Below are 23,445 nucleotides of genomic sequence, written 5' to 3'. Positions count from 1 at the left end.
AGCTCAGATCGTCGGATTCCAGGCCGACGGGATCAGGCGATACTTGGCGCCGTCCTTCTCGACATGACCGACCGACGGGAACGTGAAGTGGAAGCCGACAACGGTCGCCTTCTCAGCTGCCGCCATGTCGTAGAATTTGTGTCGCGTCTGCTGCGCCAGCGCGCCGTCGGTGTCGAAGACCACGTGCCAGTCCGGATTGCGCAGGAACAGCTCCGGAATGTTGGTGACGTCGGACTGGATCAGCACCTTCTTGTCGCCTGAGGCAACCGCGAACGAGGTGTGACCCGGCGTGTGGCCGGGCGTCGCGATCGAGGTGATGCCGGGCGCAACCTCCTTGCCCCATTCGTACTTCGTCACCTTGGACTCGAGGCCGGCGAAGGTCTTCTTCACGTTGGCGAAGTAGTTCTTCATCATGTCGCCGGAGGCCTTGCCCGCATTCTCCTCGCTGGCCCAGAACTCCCAGTCCTTCACCGGCACCATGATCTCGGCATTCGGGAAGGCAAGCCCTCCGTCGGCCAGACGGATCCCGTTGGTGTGGTCCGGATGCAGATGCGACAGCAGCACGATGTCGATGCTCTTCGGGTCAACCCCGGCGGCTTGCAGGTTCTGCAGGGTGCGGCCGACCGCACCCTTGCTGGGCTCGAGATTGGCGACGCCGTTGCCGGTGTCGATCAGCACGAGCTTGGAACCGGTGTTGATGAGCTGCGGATTGAACGGGACAGTGACCATCCCCTTCGGCATGTAGGCGGCGTCGGCAGCCGCGAGCGCCTCTTCCTTCGGAACGTTGACGACGAACTTGTCCGGCATCGGGAAGCTGCGCGCACCGTCATTGATCGAGGTGCACTCGTAGCTGCCGACCTTGTAGCGATAGAAGCCCGGTGCCTGCGCGCCTGTTTGCGGCACCGAGGCATTGACGGTGGATGGCCGGAGACCGGTCACAGCGGCCGCACCAATGGCGACCGTGCCTGCGAGCAGATGACGGCGATTGAGATCGATCATGGAGATGTCCCCTTCTGAGCGCACGTTGCGGTTGTTCCGCTTTCAACGCGGCGGAATAATCTCCCGCCTGGCTCAGAAGGCAAGACGTCTTTTGACCGACCCGCGGTTGCAGATCACGATTATTTATTTGGGTTGATGAGGAATTTTTCGCCGGTGGCGCGTTTGGCGTACACCGCGATGTTGGCGGGATCGAGCGCTTCCTGCAGCGAGACCACCTTGGTGTAGTGGCTGGCGAAGGTGGTCTTCAATTCGCTCACGACGCGCTGACGCAGCCGTCCGATGTCGGCCGGTCCGATCTTCTGGAGGAACGGGGTCAAGAGCCAACCGCCGACGCCCCAGGCCATGCCGAAGCCGCGCGGCAATTCGATGGGGCGGATATCGAGCGCGCCATAGACATAGACCTGCTTGTGCACGCTGGAGCCGTAACGGCTGTATTCCTTCGCGGTCTTGTTGATCGCGATTTCCATGCAGTTGAGGATATCGCCGGCGAGCTTGCCGCCGCCGATCGCATCGAAGGCGATCGTAGCGCCGGTCTCGACCAGCGCATTGGTGAGATCGTCGAGGAAGCTCGGCTTGCTGGAATCGACGATATGCTTGGCGCCGATCTTCTTCAGGATGTCCGCCTGCTCCTGGCTGCGCACGATGTTCACGAGCGCAATGCCATCCTTGATGCAGATCTTGTTCAGCATCTGGCCGAGATTGGAGGCGGCCGCGGTGTGCACCAGCGCCTTGTGGCCTTCGCGCCGCATCGTCTCGGTCATCCCGAGCGCGGTGAGCGGATTGACGAACCACGAGGCCCCCTCCGCCGCCGTCGTGCCGTCCGGCAGCGGCTGGCAGTCCCGCGCCTTGAGGGTCCGGTACTGCGCGTACATGGCGCCGCCGATCATCGCGACAGTCTTGCCCATCAGCGCCTTCGCAGCGTCCGACGAGCCGGTCCTGATGACGACGCCGGCCCCCTCATTGCCGACCGGCAAGGACTGGTCGATCCGGGCGCCCATCGCACGCATCGCACCATCGGGCACCTTCGCAGTGATGATTGGCGCCTCTTTCGTTCCTGACGCCTTGGCCGTGCTCATGTCGGCCGCGCCGACCAGCAGGCCGAGGTCGGACGGGTTGATCGGCGCCGCCTCGATGCGGACGACGACCTCGTCGTCCGCGGGCTCGGGGGTCGGCACTTCCAGAAGCGATATCTCGAGCTCTCCGCTCTTCTTGATCAGCGAACGCAGTTGCAGTCCGGTCTTGCCGTCGCTCATGTCGATCCTCCCCTGTGTTTGTTGACGCGCTGGCTTATGCCAGCGCCTTCAGTGCCGCCTTGCCGCCATAGAGCGCCTGCTTGCCGAGTTGCTGCTCGATGCGGAGGAGCTGGTTGTATTTGGCGGTGCGATCGGAACGCGCAAGGGAGCCGGTCTTGATCTGACCGCAGTTCGTGGCGACCGCAAGGTCGGCGATGGTGGAATCCTCGGTCTCGCCGGAACGATGGGACATGACTGAGGTGTAGCCGGCCTTGTGCGCCATCTCGACGGCGGAGAGGGTCTCGGTCAGCGTGCCGATCTGGTTGACCTTGATCAGGATCGAGTTGGCGCGGCCGGCCTTGATGCCCTCGGCGAGGCGCTTGACGTTGGTGACGAACAGATCGTCGCCGACCAGCTGGCACTTGTTGCCGATGAGGTCGGTGAGCTCCTTCCAGCCGTCCATGTCGTCTTCCGACATGCCGTCCTCGATGGTGACGATCGGATAGCGGCCGACGAGGTCGGCGAGATACTTCGCCTGCTCGGAGATCGAGCGGGTCTTGCCCTCGCCCTCATAGACATACTTGCCGCCCTTGAAGAATTCGGTCGAGGCGCAGTCGAGGCCGAGTACGATGTCGGCGCCTGCCTTGAAGCCGGCCTTGCCGATCGCGTTCATGACGAACTCCAGCGCAGCGTCCGCCGACGGCAGGTTCGGGGCGAAGCCGCCCTCGTCGCCGACGTTGGTATTGTGGCCGGCCTTCTTCAGCTCCGACTTCAGCGTGTGGAAGACCTCTGCGCCATAGCGCAGCCCTTCGGCGAAGGAGGACGCGCCGACCGGCAGGATCATGAACTCCTGGAAATCGATCGGGTTGTCGGCGTGCACGCCGCCATTGATGATGTTCATCATCGGCACCGGCAGCAGCCGCGCCGAGGTGCCGCCGACGTAGCGGTAGAGCGGCATGTCGAGCGAGTTCGCGGCCGCCTTGGCGCAGGCGAGCGAGACGCCGAGGATGGCGTTGGCCCCTAACCGGCTCTTGTTCGGCGTGCCATCGAGGTCGATCATGATCTGGTCGATCTGGGCCTGCTGCTCGACATCGAGACCGCTCAGGGCCTCAAAGATCTCGCCGTTGACGGCGCCGACTGCCTTGGTGACGCCCTTGCCGAGATAGCGGGCCTTGTCGCCGTCGCGCAGCTCGACCGCCTCGTGGGCGCCTGTGGAGGCGCCTGACGGCACGGCCGCGCGGCCAAGCGCGCCATCTTCCAGCACGACGTCGACCTCGACGGTGGGGTTGCCACGGCTATCGAGAATTTCGCGTCCGATGATGTCGATGATGGCGGTCATGAGAGCCTCTTTTCGGGGAACAAAGGGGGCAGTTCGCGGGTGCTTCTACCGCAATGCATCGAAGCGGAAAAGGCCGGGTGACGGCTGCGCCGTGATTGGCTAAGAGGGCCGCATGTCGAAAAAACCCAGCAAATCGAAGACCTCACCCAGCCTGCAGCTCGGCCGCGCCGTGGAATGGCCCGATGCGCCCGAAAAGGCCAAGCTCGACCGGGTGCCCAATCCGCAAGCCGGCACCGACTATCTGGTCCGCTTCACCGTGCCGGAATTCACCTCGCTCTGCCCGGTGACCGGCCAGCCGGATTTCGCCCATCTGATGATCGACTTCGCGCCCGGCCAGTGGCTGCTGGAGTCGAAATCGCTGAAACTCTACATCGCGAGCTTCCGCAATCACGGCGCCTTCCACGAGGACTGCACCGTGATGATCGGCAAGCGCATTGCTTCCGAGATCAAGCCGAAATGGCTGCGCATCGGCGGTTATTGGTATCCGCGCGGCGGCATCCCGATCGACGTGTTCTGGCAGACCGGCCGTGTGCCGAAGGGCCTGTGGGTGCCCGAGCAAGGCGTCGCGCCGTATCGTGGCCGGGGCTAGTACGCGCTCAACAGATCGACCTTGGCATTGCAAGCACCAGCCGCCGCGCCAGGATGGCGGCGAGGTTGCGCATGATCTTCAGCGACGTCTCCGGGTGCAAACGGCGGTAGTCCGCGAAGCTGTCGAGTGGCAGCTCGAGGCAGGTCACGGAGGTGTCGGCGAACACGTCGGCACTGCGGCCCTGCTCGAGGATCGCCATCTCGCCGAATTCCATGCCGGGGCCGAGAGACGCGAGCCGCACGCCGCTCCGCAGCTTGACGCTGACCATGCCGCTCTGAAGGAAGAACAGCGAGTTGGCGGGCTCGCCGGCGGCGACGATGCGCTGGCCGGCAACGAAATGGCGTGTCGTCGACAGTTTGACGATCGCGGCGATTTCACCCTCGTCGAGCTCGGCGAGCAGCGCCTGCTCCCCGAGATGCGCGCTCTCCTTCACATCGGTGAAGCCGCCGGAGCGGTAGATCACCTGGTCTTCAGCCCATTCGATGGCATCGTCGAGCAGCGCGAAGCGGCGCAGCCGGCGCGACTCGACCGTGCGCGCGGCGATCGCCGCCCACACAGCAGACGTCTCCTCGAAGCCTGACAGGATCGCGGTGACGCCGGTATTGCCCAGAGCGGTCAGCGTCTCGCCGAGAAGCTCCGCGCCGGCCGCCGTGACGTCGGGGACACGGCGGAAGTCGACGATCAGCAGCGGCGCGTTTGGCGGCTCGCTGGAGAGCCGTCGCGTGACATAATCTATAGTGCCGAAATTCATCGCACCGACCAGCTCGAGCACGCGGATGTCGCTGTGGCGTTCGTCGAGGATCTGTTGCTCGTGGGGCTGGCGGCTCCGGCGCGAGGAGATGCCATAGACGTCGTAATCCGCCATGATGCTGGTGCGGACGTCGGCGTTGCGATTGAGCATGTGCAGGTCGAACCGCGCCGACAAGGCTTCGCAGACCTTCAGACCACGCACGCTGTTGAAGTGATTGTCGAGCAGTGGCGAGAAGGTGCCGAGCCCGAGCTGGGACGGCAGCGCTGCGACGATGCCGCCGCCGACGCCGCTCTTGGCGGGAATCCCGACGCGATAGGTCCATTCGCCGGCATAGTCGTACATGCCCGAGCTCGTCATCACCGATAGCGTGCGCGCGACGATGTGCGGCGTGATCACCTGCACGCCGGTCACCGGATTCACGCCGCGATTGGCGAGCGTTGCCGCCATCACCGCGAGATCGCGCGCCGTCACCAGGATCGCGCATTGGCGGAAATAAACGTCGAGCACGGCATCGACATCGTCAGGCAGCACCGCGTAGTTGCGGAGCAGCCAGGCGATGGCACGGTTGCGATTGCCGGTCGCGGTCTCCGAGGCGTGCACGGCCTCGTCGACGCCAAGCTCGCGGCCGGCGAACTGGCTGAGTTTCGCACGGACACGCTCGAAGGCGCCCTTCCCGTCCACTTCGTAGATCAGGCCCGAGCAGGCGATAGCGCCCGCATTGACCATGGGGTTGAAGGGACGATTGTCGTTGGTGAGCCGGATTGAATTGAAAGCCTCGCCGCTCGGCTCGACGCCGATGGTGGCCGCAACCCGCTCCTCGCCGACCATCTCCAGCGCCAACGCGAACACAAAGGCCTTGGAGACCGACTGGATCGTGAATGGCACCTGACTGTCGCCGACCTCGTAGACATGGCCGTCGATGGTGACGAGCGCGATCCCGAAATGATCGGGGTTGGCGCGCTTCAGCTCCGGGATGTAGTCGGCAAGCTGACCAGAATTGTCCGCCCGGAATTCCTCGTGGCAATCGGTGAGGAAACGCCGCAGCGGTGGCTTGGTGGGATATCCACTCGATCGAAGGACGTTGGCTGCACTGGAACGGCTGGTCTGGACGTCCACGATCTCACACCTCGATTTGCTCAAAATCGAAGCAATCCTCATGCCATGTATACCGAAGACAACTGTGGCGCGGTGACGCAAAACGACAAAGGCCGCCGCGGCCCGTGACGCCGCGGCGACCTGCCGAACTGGCGCTACCCGGTCTGCCCCTACGCCACGTCGCGCACCCGGGTGATGAAGCTGTCCACCTCGCCGGTGAGCGAGGTCGACTGGCTCGACAGGTCGGCGGCCGCCTTCAGCACGCCCGCGGCGGCGCGGCCGGTCTCGTTCGCGGCCGACGAGACGGTGGCGATGTTGCGGGTCACGGTCGAGGTGGCCTCCGCGGTATGCTGCACGGTGTTGGCGATCTCGGCGGTGGCCTTGTTCTGCTCCTCGATCGCCGCGGCGATGACGCGGTTGATGCTCGAGACCTCCTCGATGGTCTTGACGATGCCGTCGATGGCGGAGACCGCCTTCTGCGTCGCGCCCTGGATCTCGGTGATCTGGGCACTGATCTCTTCGGTCGCCTTCGCCGTCTGCGACGCCAGGTTCTTCACCTCGCTCGCCACCACCGCAAAGCCGCGCCCGGATTCGCCGGCGCGCGCGGCCTCGATGGTCGCATTCAGGGCGAGCAGATTGGTCTGGCCCGCGATCGAGGTGATGAGACCGATGACCTCGCCGATGCGGTCGGCGCCGTCAGCGAGCGCACGCATGGTGCTGTCGGTCTCCCTGACGGTCACGACCGCATGCTCGGTGGCGCGGCTTGCCTGCTCGACCTGGCGGTTGATCTCGCGGATCGAGGCGTTGAGCTCCTCGGCCGAGGCCGCAACCGTCTGAACCCCGCCGCCGACCTGGTCGGCCAGCGTCGAGGCCGAGCCGGCCTGGGCCTGGGCTTCCGCCGCCGTGCCCGACATCGAACGCGCCGTCGTCTCCAGCTCGCCCGAGGCGCTCGACAGCGTCTGCACCATCTGGCCGATCCGGCTTTCGAACTGGCGCACGAGACCCGAGAGCGCGCTGGCGCGCTTCTCCTTGTCGGCGCGCTCGGCGGCCTGATCGCCGGAGAGACGCTCGGCCTTGATCATGGCGTCCTTGAACACCTGCAGGGCCGACGCCATGCGGCCGATCTCGTCGTTGCGATCGAGGCCCGGCACGTCGCTGGCGAAATCATGATCGGCAAAGCGCGTCATCACGCCCGTGATCGCGGTCAGCGGCCGGGTGACGCGGTTGCGCATCAGCATCAGCCCGCCGATCATCAGCCCCAGCGAGGCCGGCACCAGGAGGCCGAACAGGATCAGGCTGAAGCGGGCGCGCGAGGCGCCGTCCTCGGCCCGCGCGATCATGTTGGCGAGCGCAGTCTGGGTGACGATGACGACGTTGTTGGCCCCGACAAGCTGACGATCGCGGTAGTCGATGCCGACGACGCCGGCGGGCTCACCGGCGAGCAGCTTGGTCGCAATGGCATTGCGCTCGTCGCTGAGCGCGCCGGAGATTTCCGGCTCGGCGGTCCGGATCGCCTGCAACAGCTCGGGCGAGGCCACGGCCGGGCTGAGGTCGCGCACCACCAGCCAGGACTGCTGGATGCGGCCGCGCAGATCGGCGAAGGCGACGCCGTCGGCCGCGGTCCAGGTCTTGTTGGCGAGGATCGCGGAGAACTGGACGAGGATGGTCTGGCCGGCATTGGCGCGAGCCTGCCAGGAGGCCTGCTTGGCGATCAGAAGGCGATCGACCACGGGATCGATCAAGGTCATCGCATTGTCGACATGGGTGGTGACGTCGCCGATCGCATCCATGAAGGCGTCGCTGATCTTGGCCCAAGCCGGCGTCAGGCTGGCGTCACGTGCCCCCTTCTCCTGCTTCAAGGCCGTGATGGCGCGCGGCCGGAGCTCCTCGAGCTGGCCCCAGATGCCGCGGAGCTTGTCGAGCTTCTCGGTGAGCCCTGGCGCATCGACCGAAGCCAGGCTCTGCAGCGCCTGCGCGTAATTCTTCTGCACGGTGGCCCGCTGCTCGGCGAGGCTGCTCATGACGCTGTCGGGCGCAGCAGCGCCGGACGCCAGATAGCTCAGCGTGTCGCCGCGCTCCAGGCGGAAGATCACCAGCGTGTTGGTCAGGTCGCGGCTCGCGATCGTCAGCGAGACGATGCGGTTGCTGTCCGAATAGCGCGTCACCGCCAGCTTCAGGGCGTAGGCGCAGATGACGACAAGGATGAGACCGAGAGATCCAACCACCGCCCCGAGAATGCGGGCGACCGAACGCTGTTTTTGCATCGACTGATCCACAGATGTTGCCGCCGGCTAGCGGTTCGGGCGGCAATCTACGAAGCGATCGGTGAGATTTGATTTAAGATTGAAGGGATTTGGCTACCGTTTCTCCACGGGAAACTACGGTGATTGGTAATTGAATACTTCCGTCAGGCCCGTGCGTCGGACGGTGCCCGCGGCTTGAGCATCCGGGCGCAGACGAGGCCCAGCACCACCATGATCGCGGCGCTTGCAAACAGCGTCGGCATCTTGCCGCCATGCTGCAGCCCGAGGCCATAGGCGATCGGGCCAACCGTCTGTCCCATGAAGAAGAAGAACGAATGCAGCGACATCGCGGTCGCCCGCGCCCCGATCGACAGCTCGCTGGCGAACACCTGCAGGCAGCCATGGATCATGTAGAAGCCCCAACCCATCGCCAGCATGCTGAGGAATTGCAGCTTCCATTGCGGACCGAAGGCGAGCGCGCCGAGTTGCAAGGCGACAAGCCCGGCGCCAGCGATCATCATGCCCTTGACGCCGAGCCAGGGCAGGAAGCGCGAGACGGTGAACGTGTAGAACAATCCTCCGATCGCAAAGCCGGCGATCACGATGCCTGCGATTGACGGCGACTTCTCGCCGAGATCGAACAGCAGCGCAGCGATGAAGGGAAACAGGCCGAACACGCAGCAGCCCTCGACGAAGACCGCCGAATAGCAATAGCGCGTGTTGGGATTGGCGAAGATGGTACGATAGCCCTGCCGCAAAGCCTTCAGGTCGGTCTTCGGCGCCGCCGTCAGCGCGGCCCCGCGAAAGCCCGCCGCCACCGCGACGGCTGCGATCAGGCCGAGCGCGCCGAGGATCATGAGCACGCCGCGCCAGCCGATCAGTTCGCCGATGATGCCGGAGGCCGTCGCACCCAACAGGTTGCCGGTCATCGAGCCCGCCAGCGTACGCCCGATCGCAACCTGCCGCTTGGCGGGGACGACGAGGTCGGCGGTCAGACCAAGGGCGACCGGAAACACGCCGCCGGAAGCGATGCCGGCCAGGATGCGGCTCGCGAACAGGCCCGAGAAGGTGGTCGCGACAGCGCCGAGAATGGAGGCGACACCGAGCAGCGCCAGGCACAGCGTCATCAACCTCGCCTTGCCGAACATGTCGGCGGCAGCTCCGATCACGGGCTGGACCAGTGCGTAGATCAGGGCATAACCGGCCGCGATGCTGGCGGCCGTGGTGACGCTGATCGAGAAATCCTCGGCGACATGCGGCAGCACGGGATCGAGCGCGCGCGTGGACAAGGCGGCCGAGAAGCTGGCGAGCGCGATGATGTTGATCGCGGGTGGAAACTTCTGGTCGGACGGCGCGCCGGTCGCAGGCTGGTGCATCAGCGCGTTGTGCTTTTCGTCACCGCGTCGAACGCCATCAGCTTGGCGATCAGCCCTTCGAACTCGCGCAGCGGCACCATGTTGGGTCCGTCGGACGGCGCCCGATCCGGATCGGGATGGGTCTCGACGAAGACGCCGGCGACGCCAACGGCCACGGCTGCACGCGCCAGCACCGGCACGAATTCGCGCTCGCCGCCGGAGGACGCGCCCTTCCCGCCCGGCTGCTGCACCGAATGGGTGGCGTCGAAGATCACGGGCGCACCGGTCGTGCGCGCCATGATCGGCAGAGATCGCATGTCCGACACCAGCGTGTTGTAGCCGAACGATGCGCCGCGCTCGGTGACGAGCACGTTGGGATTGCCCGCGCTGGTGATCTTGGCAACGACATTCGTCATGTCCCAGGGCGCTAGGAATTGCCCCTTCTTGACGTTGACGACCTTGCCGGTTGCGGCCGCCGCGAGCAGCAGATCGGTCTGACGACACAGGAACGCCGGGATCTGCAGGACATCGACCACTTGCGCCACCTCGGCGCATTGAGCGGCATCGTGCACGTCGGTCAGAACAGGCAGACCGAGCGAGGAGCGAATCTCAGCGAAGATCGACAGCGACTGCGCGAGCCCGAGGCCGCGCGCCGCCGACGCGCTGGTGCGGTTGGCCTTGTCGAACGAGGTCTTGTAGACGAGGTCGATCTTCAGCCGCGCCGCGATCTCCTTCAGCGCGGAGGCCACCTCCAGCGCATGCTGGCGGCTCTCGAGCTGGCAGGGTCCTGCAATGATCGAGATCGGCAGGTCATTGCCGAATTTGACCGTGCCGACGCTGACGACCGGTGCCGCGGAAGATGAAGAGCTCAAGGCCAATTCCCTCGTTTCGCCGCGAAACATAGCGGCGATGAGGGGCCGATCAACCCCATTCGGCCCTGGGCTGCCGGAATATCAGGGTTGCGCGGGGATTCCCGCGGCAACCCCCACCCGAACGCCGCTACTTGACCGACGAGAAGGCGGTCGGCGTCAGGAGCTGGCTGACGATGTTGCCGACGATCTGGCCGTCCGCCTCGCTCTCGGCCCGCGCTTTCATCCAATCCGGGTCGGTCATGAACTTGACCCACTTCGCCTCGCGATCGGCGAGCGACTCCCAGGCCAGGAAATAGGTCAGTTCCTGGTTGGATTCGCCGATCAGCGTGGTGAAGAACCCCGCCTGCTTGATGCCGTGCTTCTCCCACAGCTTCAACGTCACCGTCTCGAACCGCTTCAGCAGCGCAGGCAGGCGGCCGGGCACACAGCGATAGACGCGCATTTCGTAGATCATCGAAGTTCACTCCATGCATCGTTGTTCTTGCAGGGAGCTTGTCGCAACAAAACGCGCGATCGTCAAAGGCCGGAAAAAGCCTACACCAACCGGCTCTGCTTCGCCGCCGCCGCAATGAACGAGGCGAACAGCGGGTGCGGCTCGAAGGGGCGCGACTTCAGCTCGGGGTGGAACTGGACGCCGATGAACCAGGGGTGATCCTCGTACTCGACGATCTCAGGCAGAACGCCGTCGGGCGAGAGGCCGGAGAATTTCAGGCCGTGCTGCTCAAGGCGATCCTTGTACGCGGTGTTGACCTCGTAGCGATGGCGATGGCGCTCGGAAATCTCGGTCGCGCCGCCATAGACCTCCGAGACGCGGCTGCCGCGATTGAGCGCGGCAGGATAAGCACCAAGGCGCATCGTGCCGCCGAGATCGCCGGCCTGCGTGCGCTTCTCGAGCTCGTTGCCGCGCAGCCATTCCGTCATCAGGCCGACCAGAGGCTCCTTGGTCGGGCCGAACTCGGTCGAGTTGGCGTCCTCGATGCCGACGAGGTTTCGTGCGGCCTCGATGACAGCCATCTGCATGCCGAAACAGATGCCGAAATACGGCACGTCGCGCTCGCGCGCGAACTGCGCCGCCTTGATCTTGCCCTCCGCCCCGCGCTGGCCGAAGCCGCCGGGCACCAGGATGCCGTTGACGTGCTCGAGGAACGGCGCCGGGTCTTCCTTCTCGAAGATCTCGCTCTCGATCCAGTCGAGATTGACCTTGACCTTGTTGGCGATGCCGCCGTGCGAGAGCGCCTCGATCAGCGATTTGTACGCATCCTTCATGCCGGTGTACTTGCCGACGATGGCGATGGTGACGTTGCCTTCCGGGTTACGGACGCGCTCGTTGATCTTCTGCCAGCTCTGAAGCGCCGGCGGAATCCGCGAGCCGATGCCGAAGGCGGCGAGCACCTCGTCGTCGAGGCCGGCGTTGTGATAGGCCTCCGGGACGGCGTAGATGTTGTCGACGTCGCGCGCCTCGATCACGGCGCTTTCGCGCACGTTGCAGAACAGGCCGAGCTTGCGCCGCTCCTCCTTCGGGATCTCGCGATCGGTCCGGCAGAGCAGGATGTCGGGCTGAATGCCGATCGAGCGCAGCTCCTTCACCGAATGCTGCGTCGGCTTGGTCTTCAATTCGCCGGCGCTCGGAATGTACGGCAGCAGCGTCAGATGGATGTAGACGGCATGATCGCGCGGCAGCTCGTTCTTGAGCTGACGGATCGCCTCGAAGAATGGCAGGCCTTCGATGTCGCCGACGGTGCCGCCGATCTCGACCAGCACGAAGTCGTAATCGTCATTGCCCGACAGCACGAACTCCTTGATGGCGTTCGTGACGTGCGGCACCACCTGGATGGTCGCGCCGAGATAGTCGCCGCGGCGTTCCTTCGAGATGATGTCCTGGTAGATGCGCCCCGTCGTGATGTTGTCCTGCTTGGTCGCGGGACGTCCGGTGAAGCGCTCGTAGTGACCGAGATCGAGATCGGTCTCCGCGCCGTCATCGGTCACGAACACTTCGCCGTGCTGATACGGCGACATCGTTCCGGGATCGAGATTGAGATAGGGGTCGAGCTTGCGGAGGCGGACCTTGTAGCCCCGGGCTTGCAACAGCGCACCGAGTGCCGCTGAAGCCAGACCCTTGCCGAGCGAAGAAACCACGCCGCCGGTGATGAATATGTACCGCGCCATGGGACCTAACCTCTAATCCCTCGAATCCGATTCGCCAAAGCGATTCGTATTCCGCCCCAAAGAATCTGCGGGCCTGTGGGTGAGCCAAAACGAAGAGTGGTGACAGAGCCTTGATGGGGATTGTTGATGCAGGACGCTAGCCGCCGTCCTGCATGGCCCCCCTGCTTTATTGCGAGCGAGGCACCTGCGGGCCGCTCGGCGCCGCCGGGGCCTGCTGCTGCTGCTCGTCCGCCTTCTTCAGCGTATCCAGAATACCGCCCGAGGTCGGCGCGGTGATCGGGTTGCCGCCGGCCGGCTGGGTCTGCGACGCAGGCTGGCCGATGATCGAGGACGGTGCGCGGTTGTAGCCCGCGTACCAGGACAGGAACAGGCTGGTCAGGAAGAAACCGGCGGCGAGGATTGCCGTGGTACGCGACAGCAGATTCGCGGTGCCGCGGCTCGACATGAAGCCCGCGCCACCGCCCATGCCGAGGCCGCCGCCTTCCGACTTCTGGAGCAGCACGGCGCCGATCATCACGGCAACGATCATGAGGTGGATGACGATGACAACGGTCTGCATAGTATCCTTCCGTCACAAGCGGGCGGCGCCTGACGGCGGCCGATCGCGCTTCGCGGGTTTTCCTGAAGTTGCGCGGTGTTACACGATCGGATGGGGCATTGCCACCCCCGATCGGCCACGGCCCGCGCTTTACCCTTAGCTCGGGGCAGCCTTTAGTTAGGACAGCCTTGGGCAATGGCAAGGAAATCGGCCGCTTTCAGGCTGGCGCCCCCGACCAGCGCGCCGTTGACGTTTTTGACCGCCATCAGCTCGGCTGCGTTCGACGGCTTGACAGAACCGCCATAGAGGATTCGCATCCTTGCCCCATCCGCCTTGAACCTGGAGGTCAGGAGCTCCCGGATAAAGCCATGAATCTGCTCGACATCCTTGGCCGTGGGGGTCAGGCCAGTGCCGATCGCCCAGACCGGCTCATAGGCGACGACCAGATTGGCGGCCGACGAGCCGTCCGGGAGCGAGCCATCGAGCTGGCCACGGACGACGTCCAGGGTCTGGCCGGCATCGCGTTGGCTCTGGGTCTCGCCGACGCAGACGATCGCGACCGCCCCCGCCCGCCAGGCCGCTTCCGCCTTCTGCCTGACAAGCGCATCGCCCTCGCCATGGTCGGCGCGGCGCTCGGAATGGCCGACGATGATGGCGGTCGCACCCGCATCCGCCAGCATTTCGGCCGCGATATCGCCGGTATGGGCACCGGAGGCCTTGGGATGGCAATCCTGGGCCCCGACGGCGACCTTCCTGCCGCGCGCCTTGTCCGCAAAACCCGCAATCAGGGTCGCCGGCGGGCAGACCAGCAGATCGGCCTTGCCGGTCACCCCTGCCGCGCCGTCGAGCATGGCGTCGAATTCAGCGGCCGCGGCTTTCAGGCCGTTCATTTTCCAGTTGCCGGCGATCAAGGGGCGGATGGCATCGGTCATGTCAATGTCCAGCAAATTGAGGTTTGTGCATGCGCTAGCAGAGGTGCAGCAGCAGTTCCAGAGACCAGAGGCCCTTTAACCGCAGCTTCGAGGGGCGGCCTGAGGCGAGGTTGCGGGGGGAAAGCCGCCACTTTATGATGGCATATCAATTTGGTGACGCGCTTTTGCGGAATCTGCATTAAGACGCGCTCCCGTTCCCCTCCTGCCAAACAAGTTGGACCAAATGCTTCGAGGAATGCGCAAGGCCTCATCAAACTGGGTCGGCAAGACCATCATGGCCATCGTGATGGGCGTGTTGATCATCAGCTTCGGCATTTGGGGCATCGCCGACATCTTCCGGGGCTTCGGGCAGTCCACGCTGGCCAAGGTCGGTCATACCGAAATTTCGCTGAACGAGTTCCGCCAGATCTACACCGACCGCCTCCAGCAGATCGGCCGCCAGTTCGGCCGCCCGCTGACGCCCGACCAGGCGCGTGCGTTCGGCCTTGACCGCCAGGTGCTGCAGCAGACGATCGCGGAAGCCGCGCTCGACGAGAACGCGCGCCAGCTTGGACTGGGCCAGTCCGACGAGCAGATCCGCCAGATCATCATGAACGACCCCAATTTCAAGGGAGTCGACGGCAAATTCGATGCGAACCGCTTCCAGAGCCTGATCCGCAATTTCGGCTACACCGAGCAGCGTTACGTGGCCGAGCAGCGCAAGGTGGCGCTGCGTCGGCAGATCACGGGCACGATCGGCGCCGGCCTCGAGCCGCCGAAGACCATGCTCGACGTCGCGACGCGCTTCCAGAACGAGCAGCGCGCCATCGCGTTCATCCGGCTCGACACCGCGCAGGCGGGCCAGATCGATCCGCCCTCGCCCGAGGCCCTCGCCGCCTATTTCGAGGATCACAAGGTCCAGTTCCGCGCGCCCGAATACCGCAAGATCGTCTTCACCGTGATCTCGCCGGAGGACATCGCGAAGTGGAGCGACGTCTCCGACGAGGATGCGAAGAAGCTGTTCGACCAGCGCAAGGAGCAGCTCTCCACTCCGGAGAAGCGCAAGATCCAGCAGATCGTGTTCCCGAATGTCGCCGACGCGCAGGCCGCGCGCGAGCGCCTGGTCGGCGGGCTCTCCTTCGAGGATCTCGGCAAGGAGCGCGGACTGAGCGCCACCGACGTCGATCTCGGGCTCGTCACCAAATCTTCGCTCGAACCCGCGGTCGGCGATGCCGCCTTCGCCCTTCCCGCGGGCGAGATCAGCCAGCCGATCCAGGGCCGTCTCGGCGTCTCGATCGTCAAGGTCGACAAGATCGAGCCTGGCGTCGAGGCCGACTACGCCAAGTTTGCCGCCGACGCGAAGCGCCAGATCGCCACCGAACGCGCGCGCGTCAAGGTCGGCGAACTCCGCGACAAGATGGAGGACGAGCGCGGCGCCGGCACCAGCGTCGCCGATGCCGCACAGAAGCTCGGACTCACCGCCGTGACCATCGATGCCGTCGACCGCTCCGGCCGTGCCCCGAACGGGCAGACCGTCGCCAACATTCCACAGGGCCTCGACGTGGTCTCGCAGGCCTTCAACAGCGACGTCGGCGTCGACAACGACCCGATCTCGTACAAGGGCGGCTATGTCTGGTACGACGTGCTCGCCATCACGCCGTCGCGCGACCGCAATCTCGACGAGGTCCGCGACCAGGTCGAGGCGCGCTGGCGCCAGGACCAGATCGCCACCAAGCTGAAGGGGAAGGCGACCGAGATGGTGCAGAAGCTCGAACAGGGCGGCAAGCTCGCTGACGAGGCGGCTGCGATCAACGCCAAGGTCGAGACTGCCAGCGGCTTCAAGCGCGACGACACGCCGGCCGGCGTGCCCGCCAACATCGTTGCCGCCGCCTTCCGCACCGCCAAAGACGGTGTCGGACAGGCGCCCGTGACCGGCGGCACTGAAGTGATCGTCTACCGTGTCACCGACATCGTCGATCCCCCGGTCGATACCGCCTCCGACGCCGCCAAGAAGCTGAAGGAAGCCGCCGAGCGGTCGCTGACCGACGAGCAGGTCGCCTCCTACGTCAACAAGCTTGAAGCCGACATCGGGACCAGCATTAATCAGGCCGCCTTCGCGCAAGTGACCGGCGCGAACCAGTGAGTTGAAAGCAAGCGATGGACGACCTGAAATCGATCATTGGAAAAGTCGCGACCGGCGCCAGCCTGTCGCGTGAGGAAGCTGCATCCGCCTTCGACGCGGTGATGTCCGGCGAGGCCACCCCCTCGCAGATGGGCGGCCTTTTGATGGCGCTGCGCGTGCGCGGCGAGACCGTGGACGAGATCACCGGCGCGGTCACCGCGATGCGCTCGAAGATGCTCACGGTCGATGCGCCAGCGGACGCCGTCGACATCGTCGGCACCGGCGGCGACGGCTCGGGCTCGGTCAACGTCTCGACCTGTGCCTCGTTCATCGTCTCGGGGGCCGGCCTGCCCGTCGCCAAGCACGGCAACCGCGCGCTGTCGTCGCGCTCGGGCGCCGCCGACGTGCTCGCCTCGCTCGGCGTGAAGATCGACCTCAGGCCGGAGCAGGTCGGCCGCTGCGTGCGCGAATGCGGCATCGGCTTCATGTTCGCCCCCGCCCATCACCCCGCGATGAAGAACGTCGGCCCGACCCGGGTCGAACTCGCCACCCGGACGATCTTCAATCTGCTCGGCCCCCTCTCCAACCCGGCCGGCGTGAAGCGGCAGATGGTCGGTGTGTTCTCCAGGCAATGGGTGCAGCCGCTGGCGCAGGTGCTGAAGAATCTCGGCTCCGAATCCGCCTGGGTGGTGCACGGCTCAGATGGCCTCGACGAGATCACCCTCACCGGCCCGACCTTCGTCTCTGCGCTCCACAATGGCGAGATCCGCAATTTCGAGGTGACGCCGGAGGATGCCGGCCTGTCGCGCTGCGAGCCCGGGGCCCTCAAGGGCGGCGATGCCGATGCCAATGCGATCGCGCTGCAAAGCGTGCTCGACGGCAAGCCGAGCCCCTATCGCGACGTCGCCCTGCTCAACGCCGCGGCCGCGCTGATCGTGGCCGGACGCGCCAAGGACCTCAGGGAAGGCGTCGCGATCGGCGCGAAATCGCTCGACAGCGGCGCGGCGAGCGCGCGGCTGAAGCATCTGATCGCGGTCTCGAACAGCTGAGCCTGTCATGTCTGACATCCTGACCAAGATCGAAGCCTACAAGCGCGAGGAGATCGCAGCCGCCAAACGCGCCCAGCCGCTCGCGGCAGTGGAGGCCCTGGCCAAGGCGCAAGGCGCACCGCGCGGCTTCGTGCGCGCGATCAGGGCCAAGCATGCCAATGGCGATTACGCGCTGATCGCCGAGGTGAAGAAGGCCTCGCCCTCCAAGGGGCTGATCCGCGCGGATTTCGATCCGCCCGTGCTCGCCAAGGCCTATGAGGCCGGCGGAGCGGCCTGCCTGTCGGTGCTGACCGACACACCTTCGTTCCAGGGCCATCTCGATTTCATGGTGGCGGCGCGCGCGGCGACCTCGCTTCCCGTCCTGCGCAAGGACTTTCTGTTCGACACCTATCAGGTGGTCGAAGCCCGCGCGCATGGCGCCGACTGCATCCTCATCATCATGGCCGCGCTCGATGACGCCACGGCCAGGGATCTCGAGGACGCTGCCATTGCCTATGGCATGGACGTGCTGATCGAGATCCATGATCGCGCCGAGCTCGACCGGGCGTTGAAGCTGCGTTCGCCGATGATCGGCGTCAACAACCGTAACTTACGCACCTTCGAGACCACGCTTGCGACCAGCGAGACGCTGGCGCCGCTGATTCCGCGGGAGCGTTTGATGGTCGGCGAAAGCGGCATCTTCACGCCCGCCGATCTCGCAAGGCTCGAGCGTGTCGGCATGTCGACCTTCCTGGTCGGCGAGAGCCTGATGCGGCAGGCCGATGTAACCGCGGCGACGCGCACATTGCTCGCGCGCGAGACCAACGCCCGCGCCACCGGTACCCGCTGACATGGCGCGCAAGCCTGCGAAGACCAAGCCGTCAAGGAAGACGAGCCCTGGCCTCACCCATATCGGCGCCTCCGGCGAGGCGCGGATGGTCGACGTGTCGGACAAGGCCGCGACAGAGCGGCTCGCCGTCGCCGAAGGGCGCGTCGTCATGGAGAAGGCCACGCTCGACCTGATCGTGTCGGGCAACGCCAAGAAGGGCGACGTGCTCGGCACCGCGCGCATCGCTGGAATCATGGCGGCCAAGCGTACCTCCGAGCTGATCCCGCTCTGCCATCCGCTCGCGCTGTCGAAGGTCACGGTCGACATCGAGCCCGACGCAAGGCTGCCGGGCTGCGTGGTGCGTGCCAGCGTCAAGGTCACCGGCCCGACCGGCGTCGAGATGGAAGCGCTGACGGCCGTCTCGGTCGCCTGCCTCACCATCTACGACATGATCAAGGCCGTCGAGCGCGGCGTGCGCATCGAGGGCATCCATCTCGTCGAAAAGCTGGGCGGCAAGTCGGGCCACTACCGCGCCTGATCCCGCCGCTACTTGAGCGACGAGCTGATCGATCCGAACTTGGTGTTGAGCTTGCTGCCGAGGCCGTTCACCACGGTGATGACGGCGAGCGCGATGCCCGCGGCGATCAGGCCGTATTCGATTGCGGTCGCGCCGGATTCGTCGGCCCAGAAATTCTTCAAAGTCTTTTTCATGATCACGTCCTCTCTCTCGTCGTTGGGATCCTGATCTGCAAACTGCGCGCCATCATGGCGTCGAGGATCGTCAACACGTTAGATGGTTAAGCGTCGGTTGACGTCACCGCGACCGGCAATAACTGACCGGCATCGCGACCATCGCCGGCAAAAGCTGCACGCCTCCTGCCATGCGCATCGATTGCATTTGCGCATTACGGTTCATGCCGCATTAACCGCGCTTCCTAACGTCGCCTCCACATCGATCCCGTAAACCGACGGATGTTATGGGGATCGCGAGTTGACCCTGGCGTGTGGACGGCAACGATCGACATGATGACGAGATACGGCAGTCGCCTGCTCGACCAGGCCTTCGTGCGCAGCGGACCGATCCGCTGGCTCGTGGTGGGCGGCGCCCTCCTGATCGCGGCCATCGCCGTTGGCGCGGTGCTGATGGCGCAGAACTTCCGCGAGCGCGCGCTGCGCAATTCCGGCCGCGAGCTGGAAAACACGGTCCTGCTGCTCACCCATCATTTCGACCAGCAATTGCAGGATTTCGCGGTCATCCAGAAGGATTTCATCGACCACGTGCACGCGAGTGGAATCACGACAGCGGAGGACTTCCGCACGCGCCTCTCCGGCCAGGACGTGCACCGGATGCTGCGCTCGAAGATCGATGCGCTCCCGTACATGGGCGGCGTCAACATCATCGACGCGGACGGAAATCTGATCAATTCCTCGACGGCGTGGCCGGCTCCGAAGGTCAATGTTGCGGATCGCGCCTATTACCGCACCTTCCGCTACGATCCGCAGGCGCCTGAGGTGCTGATCGAACCGGTGCATAGCCGCATCTCCGGGGCCTGGACCATCCTGATCGTGCGCCGGATCATGGGGCCGCACGGCGAGTTCATGGGCATCGTCGGTCGCGGCATCGAGCCGGCCAATTTCGAGAAGTTCTTCGAGACCGTCATGCTCGGTGAAGGCGCCACGATCTCGATGCTGCATCGGGACGGCACCCTGCTTGCCCGCTATCCCGAGTCCCGCGACATGATGGGACGCAATTTCAGGAACGGCTCGTTCGAGCAGCAGCAGATCTTCGCGCTCGATCATTTCGCCGGGCGCATCGTCAGCCCGGTCGACGGCGAGGACCGGTTGGCCTCGGCGCGCGCCTTGCCGCACTTCCCGATCCTGATGATGGCGACGACCACGCGCGCGGCGGCGCTAGCCGACTGGCGCGAGCAGATCGGCATCCTGATTTCGGTCGCCGGCGCCTCCGCGCTGGCGATCGCCGGCGTGCTGATCGCGATCGTGCGCAAGCTCCTGGAGCAGCACCGCCTGTCCCGGGAGCGGCTGACGCTGGAAAAGCAGCGCCTCGACCGCGCCGTCAACAACATGACCCAGGGCCTCTTGCTCTTCGACGCATCGCAGCGGCTCGTGGTCTGCAATCAGCGCTACATCGAGCTGTACGGCCTGTCGGCCGACATCGTCAAACCGGGCTACAGTTTCCGCGACATCATCGCGCATCGCAAGGACACGGGTTCGTTTGCCGGCGACGTCGACCAGTATGCCGCGCGCGTGCTGCGTGACATCCACGTGCGCAACTCCATGGTGGTCGAAACCAGCGATGGCCGATCGATCCAGATCGTCAACGAGCCGCTCGACGACGGCGGCTGGGTCGCAACCCACGAGGACATCACCGAACGCCGTCGGATCGAGGAGCGCATCACCCACCTCGCCCACTACGACGCGCTGACCGACCTGCCCAACCGGGCCATGTTCCACGAGCATCTGCGCAGCGAGCTCCTCGCCCTCGTCGGAGGCGAAGAGATCGCGGTGCACTACATCGACATCGACGAGTTCAAGGGCGTCAACGACGCGCTCGGCCATCTCGTCGGCGACGAGCTGTTGAAGTCGGTGGCGAAGAGCCTGCGTGACTGCGCCGGCCCGACCGATTTCGTGGCACGGCTCGGTGGCGACGAATTCGCGATCGTGCAGAGCGCGGTGACCTCGCAGGACCAGGTCAACGAGTTCGTTGCGCGGGTCTTTGCGGCGATCCGGGCGCCGTTCGACTGCATGGGCCATCACCTCACCACCGACGCGAGCATCGGTATCGCGCTGGCGCCGGGACACGGCACTGCGCTGGATCAGATCCTGAAGAACGCGGACATGGCGATGTACGCCGCCAAATCCGCCGGCCGCCGCACCTATCGATTCTTCGAGCCGGAGATGGACGCCAAGGTGCGCGAGCGGCGCCAGCTCGAGGTCGACCTTCGGCACGCCATCGCTCATGGCGGCCTCGAGGTCCATTACCAGCCCTGTCTCAACCTGAAGGACGACCGCATCGCCGGTTGCGAGGCGCTGGTACGGTGGCGCCACCCCGAACGCGGCATGGTCTCGCCCGCCGAGTTCATCCCGATCGCCGAGGATACCGGATTGATCAACGAGATCGGCGAATGGGTGCTGGCGACCGCCTGCCGCGACGCGGCCGGCTGGCCCGACGACATCCGCCTCGCCGTCAACGTCTCACCGGTACAGTTCAAGAGCGGCACGCTGGCCCTGAAGATCATGGCGGCGCTGGCCGCCTCCAACCTGCCGGCGAGCCGGCTCGAGCTCGAGATCACCGAGGCCGTGCTGATCCGCGACGACGACACTGCGCTGACGATCCTGCACCAGCTCCGTGCCATCGGCGTGCGCATCGCGCTCGACGATTTCGGCACCGGCTACTCCTCGCTGAGCTACCTGCACCGCTTCCCGTTCGACAAGATCAAGATCGACCGCTGCTTCGTCGACGACATCGCAGGTCCCGACGGCTCCGCCAGCATCGTGCAGGCCGTGGTCAACCTCGCCAGCGCCCGCCGCATGGCGACCACGGCCGAAGGTGTCGAGACCGAGGAGCAGCAGCGGCTGCTGCGCGCGCTCGGCTGCACCGAGATGCAGGGCTATCTGTTCAGCGCCGCAAAGCCTGCCGACAGGATCGTGGAACTGTTCGCGCTCCATCGCAGCCGCCTCGCCCAGCGCGGGGGCCACGAAAGCCGCCACCGCGAGGCGAGCTAGACTAGGGCTCCTCCGAGCTGAGGCTGCTGCATCCAGAACGAATTCGCCCGGGAGTGGCCATCCACTCCCGGGCGATGTCTTGAGGTCGCAAGAACCGATATAGCCTAGTTCGGCACCGTCGCCTTTGGCGCCGGCTTGGCGGCCGCCGCATTCACGGTGACGCCGTGCAGGAAGTCATAGGCCGCGTGCAGCGCCTTGTCGTCCTTCTCTTCCGGCGGGACATAGGACTGCGATCCAGTCTGCTCCGCACCCTCGGTATTCTGCAGATGACCGCGCATCTGGGATTCCGCGATGGTGTCGACGCGGCCCTTCAGCTCGGGCGGCACGTCCTGGAGTATCTCGATGTCCGGCGCAATGCCCTGCGCCTGGATCGAGCGGCCCGACGGGGTGTAGTAGCGCGCTGTGGTCAGCGCCAGCGCACCGTTGCCGGCGCCGAGCGGAATGATGGTCTGCACCGAGCCCTTGCCGAACGAGCGCGTGCCGATCAGCGTTGCGCGCTTGTGGTCATGCAGCGCGCCGGAGACGATTTCCGAGGCTGACGCCGAGCCGCCGTTGATCAGGACAACGAGCGGCTTGCCCTTGGTGAGGTCGCCGCCATGCGCGGTGAAGCGCTGGGTTTCTTCCGGATTGCGGCCGCGGGTCGAAACGACCTCGCCGCGCTGCAGGAACGCGCTCGACACCGACACGGCCTGGTCGAGCAGGCCGCCCGGATTGTTGCGCAGGTCCATCACGTAGCCGACGAGCTTCTCCGGCGGGACCTCCTTGGAGATCGAGGCGATCGCCTTCTTCAGGCCGTCGGTGGTCTGTTCGTTGAACGAGGTGACGCGGATGTAGCCGATGTCGCCATTCTCGACGTGGAAGCGGACCGGGCGGACATGGATGATCTCGCGCGTGATCGCGACGTCGAGCGGAGCATCGGCGCCCTTGCGCATGATGGTGAGCTTGGTCTTGGTGTCGACCGGGCCCTTCATCTTGTTGACGGCCTGCTCGAGGGTCATGCCCTGCACGTTTTCACCGTCGATCTTGCTGATGAGGTCACCGGACATGATACCGGCCTTGGACGCCGGCGTGTCGTCGATCGGCGAGACGACCTTGACCAGACCGTCCTGCATCGTGACCTCGATGCCGAGGCCGCCGAACTCGCCGGAGGTGGTCTCCTGCATCTCGGTCCAGGCCTTGGCGTTCATGTAGCGCGAATGCGGATCGAGCGAGGTCACCATGCCCGTGATCGCACCTTCGATCAGCTTGGCATTGTCGGGCTTCTCGACATAGCTCGCCTTGACGCGCTCGAAGACCTCGCCGAACAGATTGAGCTGGGAATAGGCATCGCCCGTGCCGACGCCCGCCGCCGCCCGTGCCGCCCATAGCCCGCCCTGCGGACCGGACACGAGGAGGGTGAGGCAGGCTCCGGTGAGCGCGCCCAGGGGGAACAGCAGGGTTTTCCGCATGGAATGGGTGGCCTTTTTCGCTTGGGACGGGACGCCACGCAAATGGCAATCCAATTCGGTTCTCACAATACCATTCAGGTTTCTTCAAGGCCGGGCTGCCACGCCCGCTTGTATATCGCAAAAATCCCTTCGCCCTGACCTAAACTTTTGGCAACGTTCCGAAGCCGTCGCCCGCCGCGCGGGA

18 protein-coding genes and 1 pseudogene are annotated in these 23,445 nt (G+C 65.3%); 6 read left to right on the top strand and 13 right to left on the bottom strand.

Annotated features, from left to right (window positions below; genetic code table 11):
* Positions 1 to 3: 3 nt before the first annotated feature.
* The 3 genes from QY049_RS01505 to eno form a co-directional block, all read right to left on the bottom strand.
* Positions 4 to 999 (bottom strand): MBL fold metallo-hydrolase, encoded by a 996-nt coding sequence (locus tag QY049_RS01505; RefSeq protein ID WP_301268671.1) that lies wholly within the window; start codon positions 997 to 999, stop codon positions 4 to 6.
* A gap of 119 nt (positions 1,000 to 1,118) precedes the next feature.
* Positions 1,119 to 2,252, bottom strand: coding sequence for a zinc-binding dehydrogenase (locus tag QY049_RS01500; RefSeq protein ID WP_301268670.1), 1,134 nt, complete (start codon positions 2,250 to 2,252; stop codon positions 1,119 to 1,121).
* A gap of 34 nt (positions 2,253 to 2,286) precedes the next feature.
* A complete protein-coding gene (gene eno, locus QY049_RS01495) occupies positions 2,287 to 3,570 on the bottom strand; it encodes a phosphopyruvate hydratase (RefSeq protein WP_301268669.1) in 1,284 nt (427 codons plus the stop codon).
* A gap of 112 nt (positions 3,571 to 3,682) precedes the next feature.
* Between eno and queF the strand changes: the two genes are divergently transcribed.
* Complete coding sequence (queF, locus tag QY049_RS01490) at positions 3,683 to 4,159, top strand: preQ(1) synthase (protein WP_194475692.1); 477 nt, start codon at positions 3,683 to 3,685, stop codon at positions 4,157 to 4,159.
* On the opposite strand, the pseudogene glsA reads toward queF, so the two are convergent.
* The 8 genes and pseudogenes from glsA to tpiA form a co-directional block, all read right to left on the bottom strand.
* Positions 4,156 to 6,026: pseudogene (gene glsA, locus QY049_RS01485) on the bottom strand (glutaminase A). The gene queF and the pseudogene glsA overlap by 4 nt on opposite strands.
* A 149-nt stretch (positions 6,027 to 6,175) precedes the next feature.
* Entirely contained in the window at positions 6,176 to 8,269 is a 2,094-nt protein-coding gene (locus QY049_RS01480) for a methyl-accepting chemotaxis protein (RefSeq protein ID WP_301268667.1), read from the bottom strand.
* 143 nt (positions 8,270 to 8,412) lie between these two features.
* Positions 8,413 to 9,624, bottom strand: a complete 1,212-nt coding sequence (locus QY049_RS01475; RefSeq protein ID WP_194475689.1) for an MFS transporter — start codon at positions 9,622 to 9,624, stop codon at positions 8,413 to 8,415.
* Positions 9,624 to 10,475, bottom strand: a complete 852-nt coding sequence (gene kdsA / locus QY049_RS01470) for a 3-deoxy-8-phosphooctulonate synthase (RefSeq protein ID WP_301268666.1) — start codon at positions 10,473 to 10,475, stop codon at positions 9,624 to 9,626. The genes QY049_RS01475 and kdsA overlap by 1 nt, the downstream gene beginning before the upstream one ends.
* A 127-nt stretch (positions 10,476 to 10,602) precedes the next feature.
* On the bottom strand, positions 10,603 to 10,929 hold the full coding sequence (locus tag QY049_RS01465; protein WP_258766767.1) for an NIPSNAP family protein: 327 nt from the start codon (positions 10,927 to 10,929) through the stop codon (positions 10,603 to 10,605).
* 80 nt (positions 10,930 to 11,009) lie between these two features.
* Positions 11,010 to 12,641, bottom strand: coding sequence for a CTP synthase (locus QY049_RS01460; protein WP_194475686.1), 1,632 nt, complete (start codon positions 12,639 to 12,641; stop codon positions 11,010 to 11,012).
* Between the two features lie 166 nt (positions 12,642 to 12,807).
* Positions 12,808 to 13,200 carry a preprotein translocase subunit SecG gene (gene secG / locus QY049_RS01455; RefSeq protein WP_194475685.1) on the bottom strand — a complete coding sequence of 131 codons (393 nt, stop codon included), beginning with the start codon at positions 13,198 to 13,200 and terminating at the stop codon, positions 12,808 to 12,810.
* A 152-nt stretch (positions 13,201 to 13,352) separates the two neighbouring features.
* The gene (tpiA, locus tag QY049_RS01450) at positions 13,353 to 14,111 is read right to left on the bottom strand and encodes a triose-phosphate isomerase (RefSeq protein WP_301268665.1); all 759 of its coding nucleotides are present in this window, start codon (positions 14,109 to 14,111) and stop codon (positions 13,353 to 13,355) included.
* Between the two features lie 223 nt (positions 14,112 to 14,334).
* Here tpiA and QY049_RS01445 point away from each other — a divergent pair, with 223 nt between their 5' ends.
* From QY049_RS01445 to moaC, 4 genes are read left to right on the top strand one after another with little or no spacing between them, the layout of a single operon-like run.
* Positions 14,335 to 16,233 (top strand): SurA N-terminal domain-containing protein, encoded by a 1,899-nt coding sequence (locus QY049_RS01445; RefSeq protein WP_301268664.1) that lies wholly within the window; start codon positions 14,335 to 14,337, stop codon positions 16,231 to 16,233.
* 14 nt (positions 16,234 to 16,247) lie between these two features.
* Positions 16,248 to 17,261, top strand: coding sequence for an anthranilate phosphoribosyltransferase (gene trpD, locus QY049_RS01440; RefSeq protein WP_194475682.1), 1,014 nt, complete (start codon positions 16,248 to 16,250; stop codon positions 17,259 to 17,261).
* A 7-nt stretch (positions 17,262 to 17,268) separates the two neighbouring features.
* On the top strand, positions 17,269 to 18,090 hold the full coding sequence (trpC, locus tag QY049_RS01435) for an indole-3-glycerol phosphate synthase TrpC (protein WP_258766764.1): 822 nt from the start codon (positions 17,269 to 17,271) through the stop codon (positions 18,088 to 18,090).
* A gap of 1 nt (position 18,091) precedes the next feature.
* A complete protein-coding gene (moaC, locus tag QY049_RS01430; protein ID WP_194475680.1) occupies positions 18,092 to 18,607 on the top strand; it encodes a cyclic pyranopterin monophosphate synthase MoaC in 516 nt (171 codons plus the stop codon).
* A gap of 8 nt (positions 18,608 to 18,615) precedes the next feature.
* Here the strand turns inward: moaC and QY049_RS01425 are convergent, their stop codons facing one another.
* The gene (locus QY049_RS01425; RefSeq protein ID WP_258766763.1) at positions 18,616 to 18,780 is read right to left on the bottom strand and encodes a Flp family type IVb pilin; all 165 of its coding nucleotides are present in this window, start codon (positions 18,778 to 18,780) and stop codon (positions 18,616 to 18,618) included.
* A 312-nt stretch (positions 18,781 to 19,092) separates the two neighbouring features.
* On the opposite strand from QY049_RS01425, the gene QY049_RS01420 reads away from it, so the two are divergent.
* Entirely contained in the window at positions 19,093 to 21,813 is a 2,721-nt protein-coding gene (locus tag QY049_RS01420) for an EAL domain-containing protein (protein WP_301268663.1), read from the top strand.
* 104 nt (positions 21,814 to 21,917) lie between these two features.
* On the opposite strand, the gene QY049_RS01415 is transcribed toward QY049_RS01420, so the two are convergent.
* Positions 21,918 to 23,261, bottom strand: coding sequence for a S41 family peptidase (locus QY049_RS01415; RefSeq protein WP_301268662.1), 1,344 nt, complete (start codon positions 23,259 to 23,261; stop codon positions 21,918 to 21,920).
* Positions 23,262 to 23,445: the final 184 nt, after the last annotated feature.

The sequence above is a fragment of the Bradyrhizobium sp. WYCCWR 13022 genome (assembly GCF_030435535.1).
In the GTDB taxonomy this organism is placed as follows: domain Bacteria; phylum Pseudomonadota; class Alphaproteobacteria; order Rhizobiales; family Xanthobacteraceae; genus Bradyrhizobium.
The sequence above is the reverse complement of the archived record's forward strand: the minus strand, read 5'-3'. Positions and strand labels throughout refer to the sequence as shown.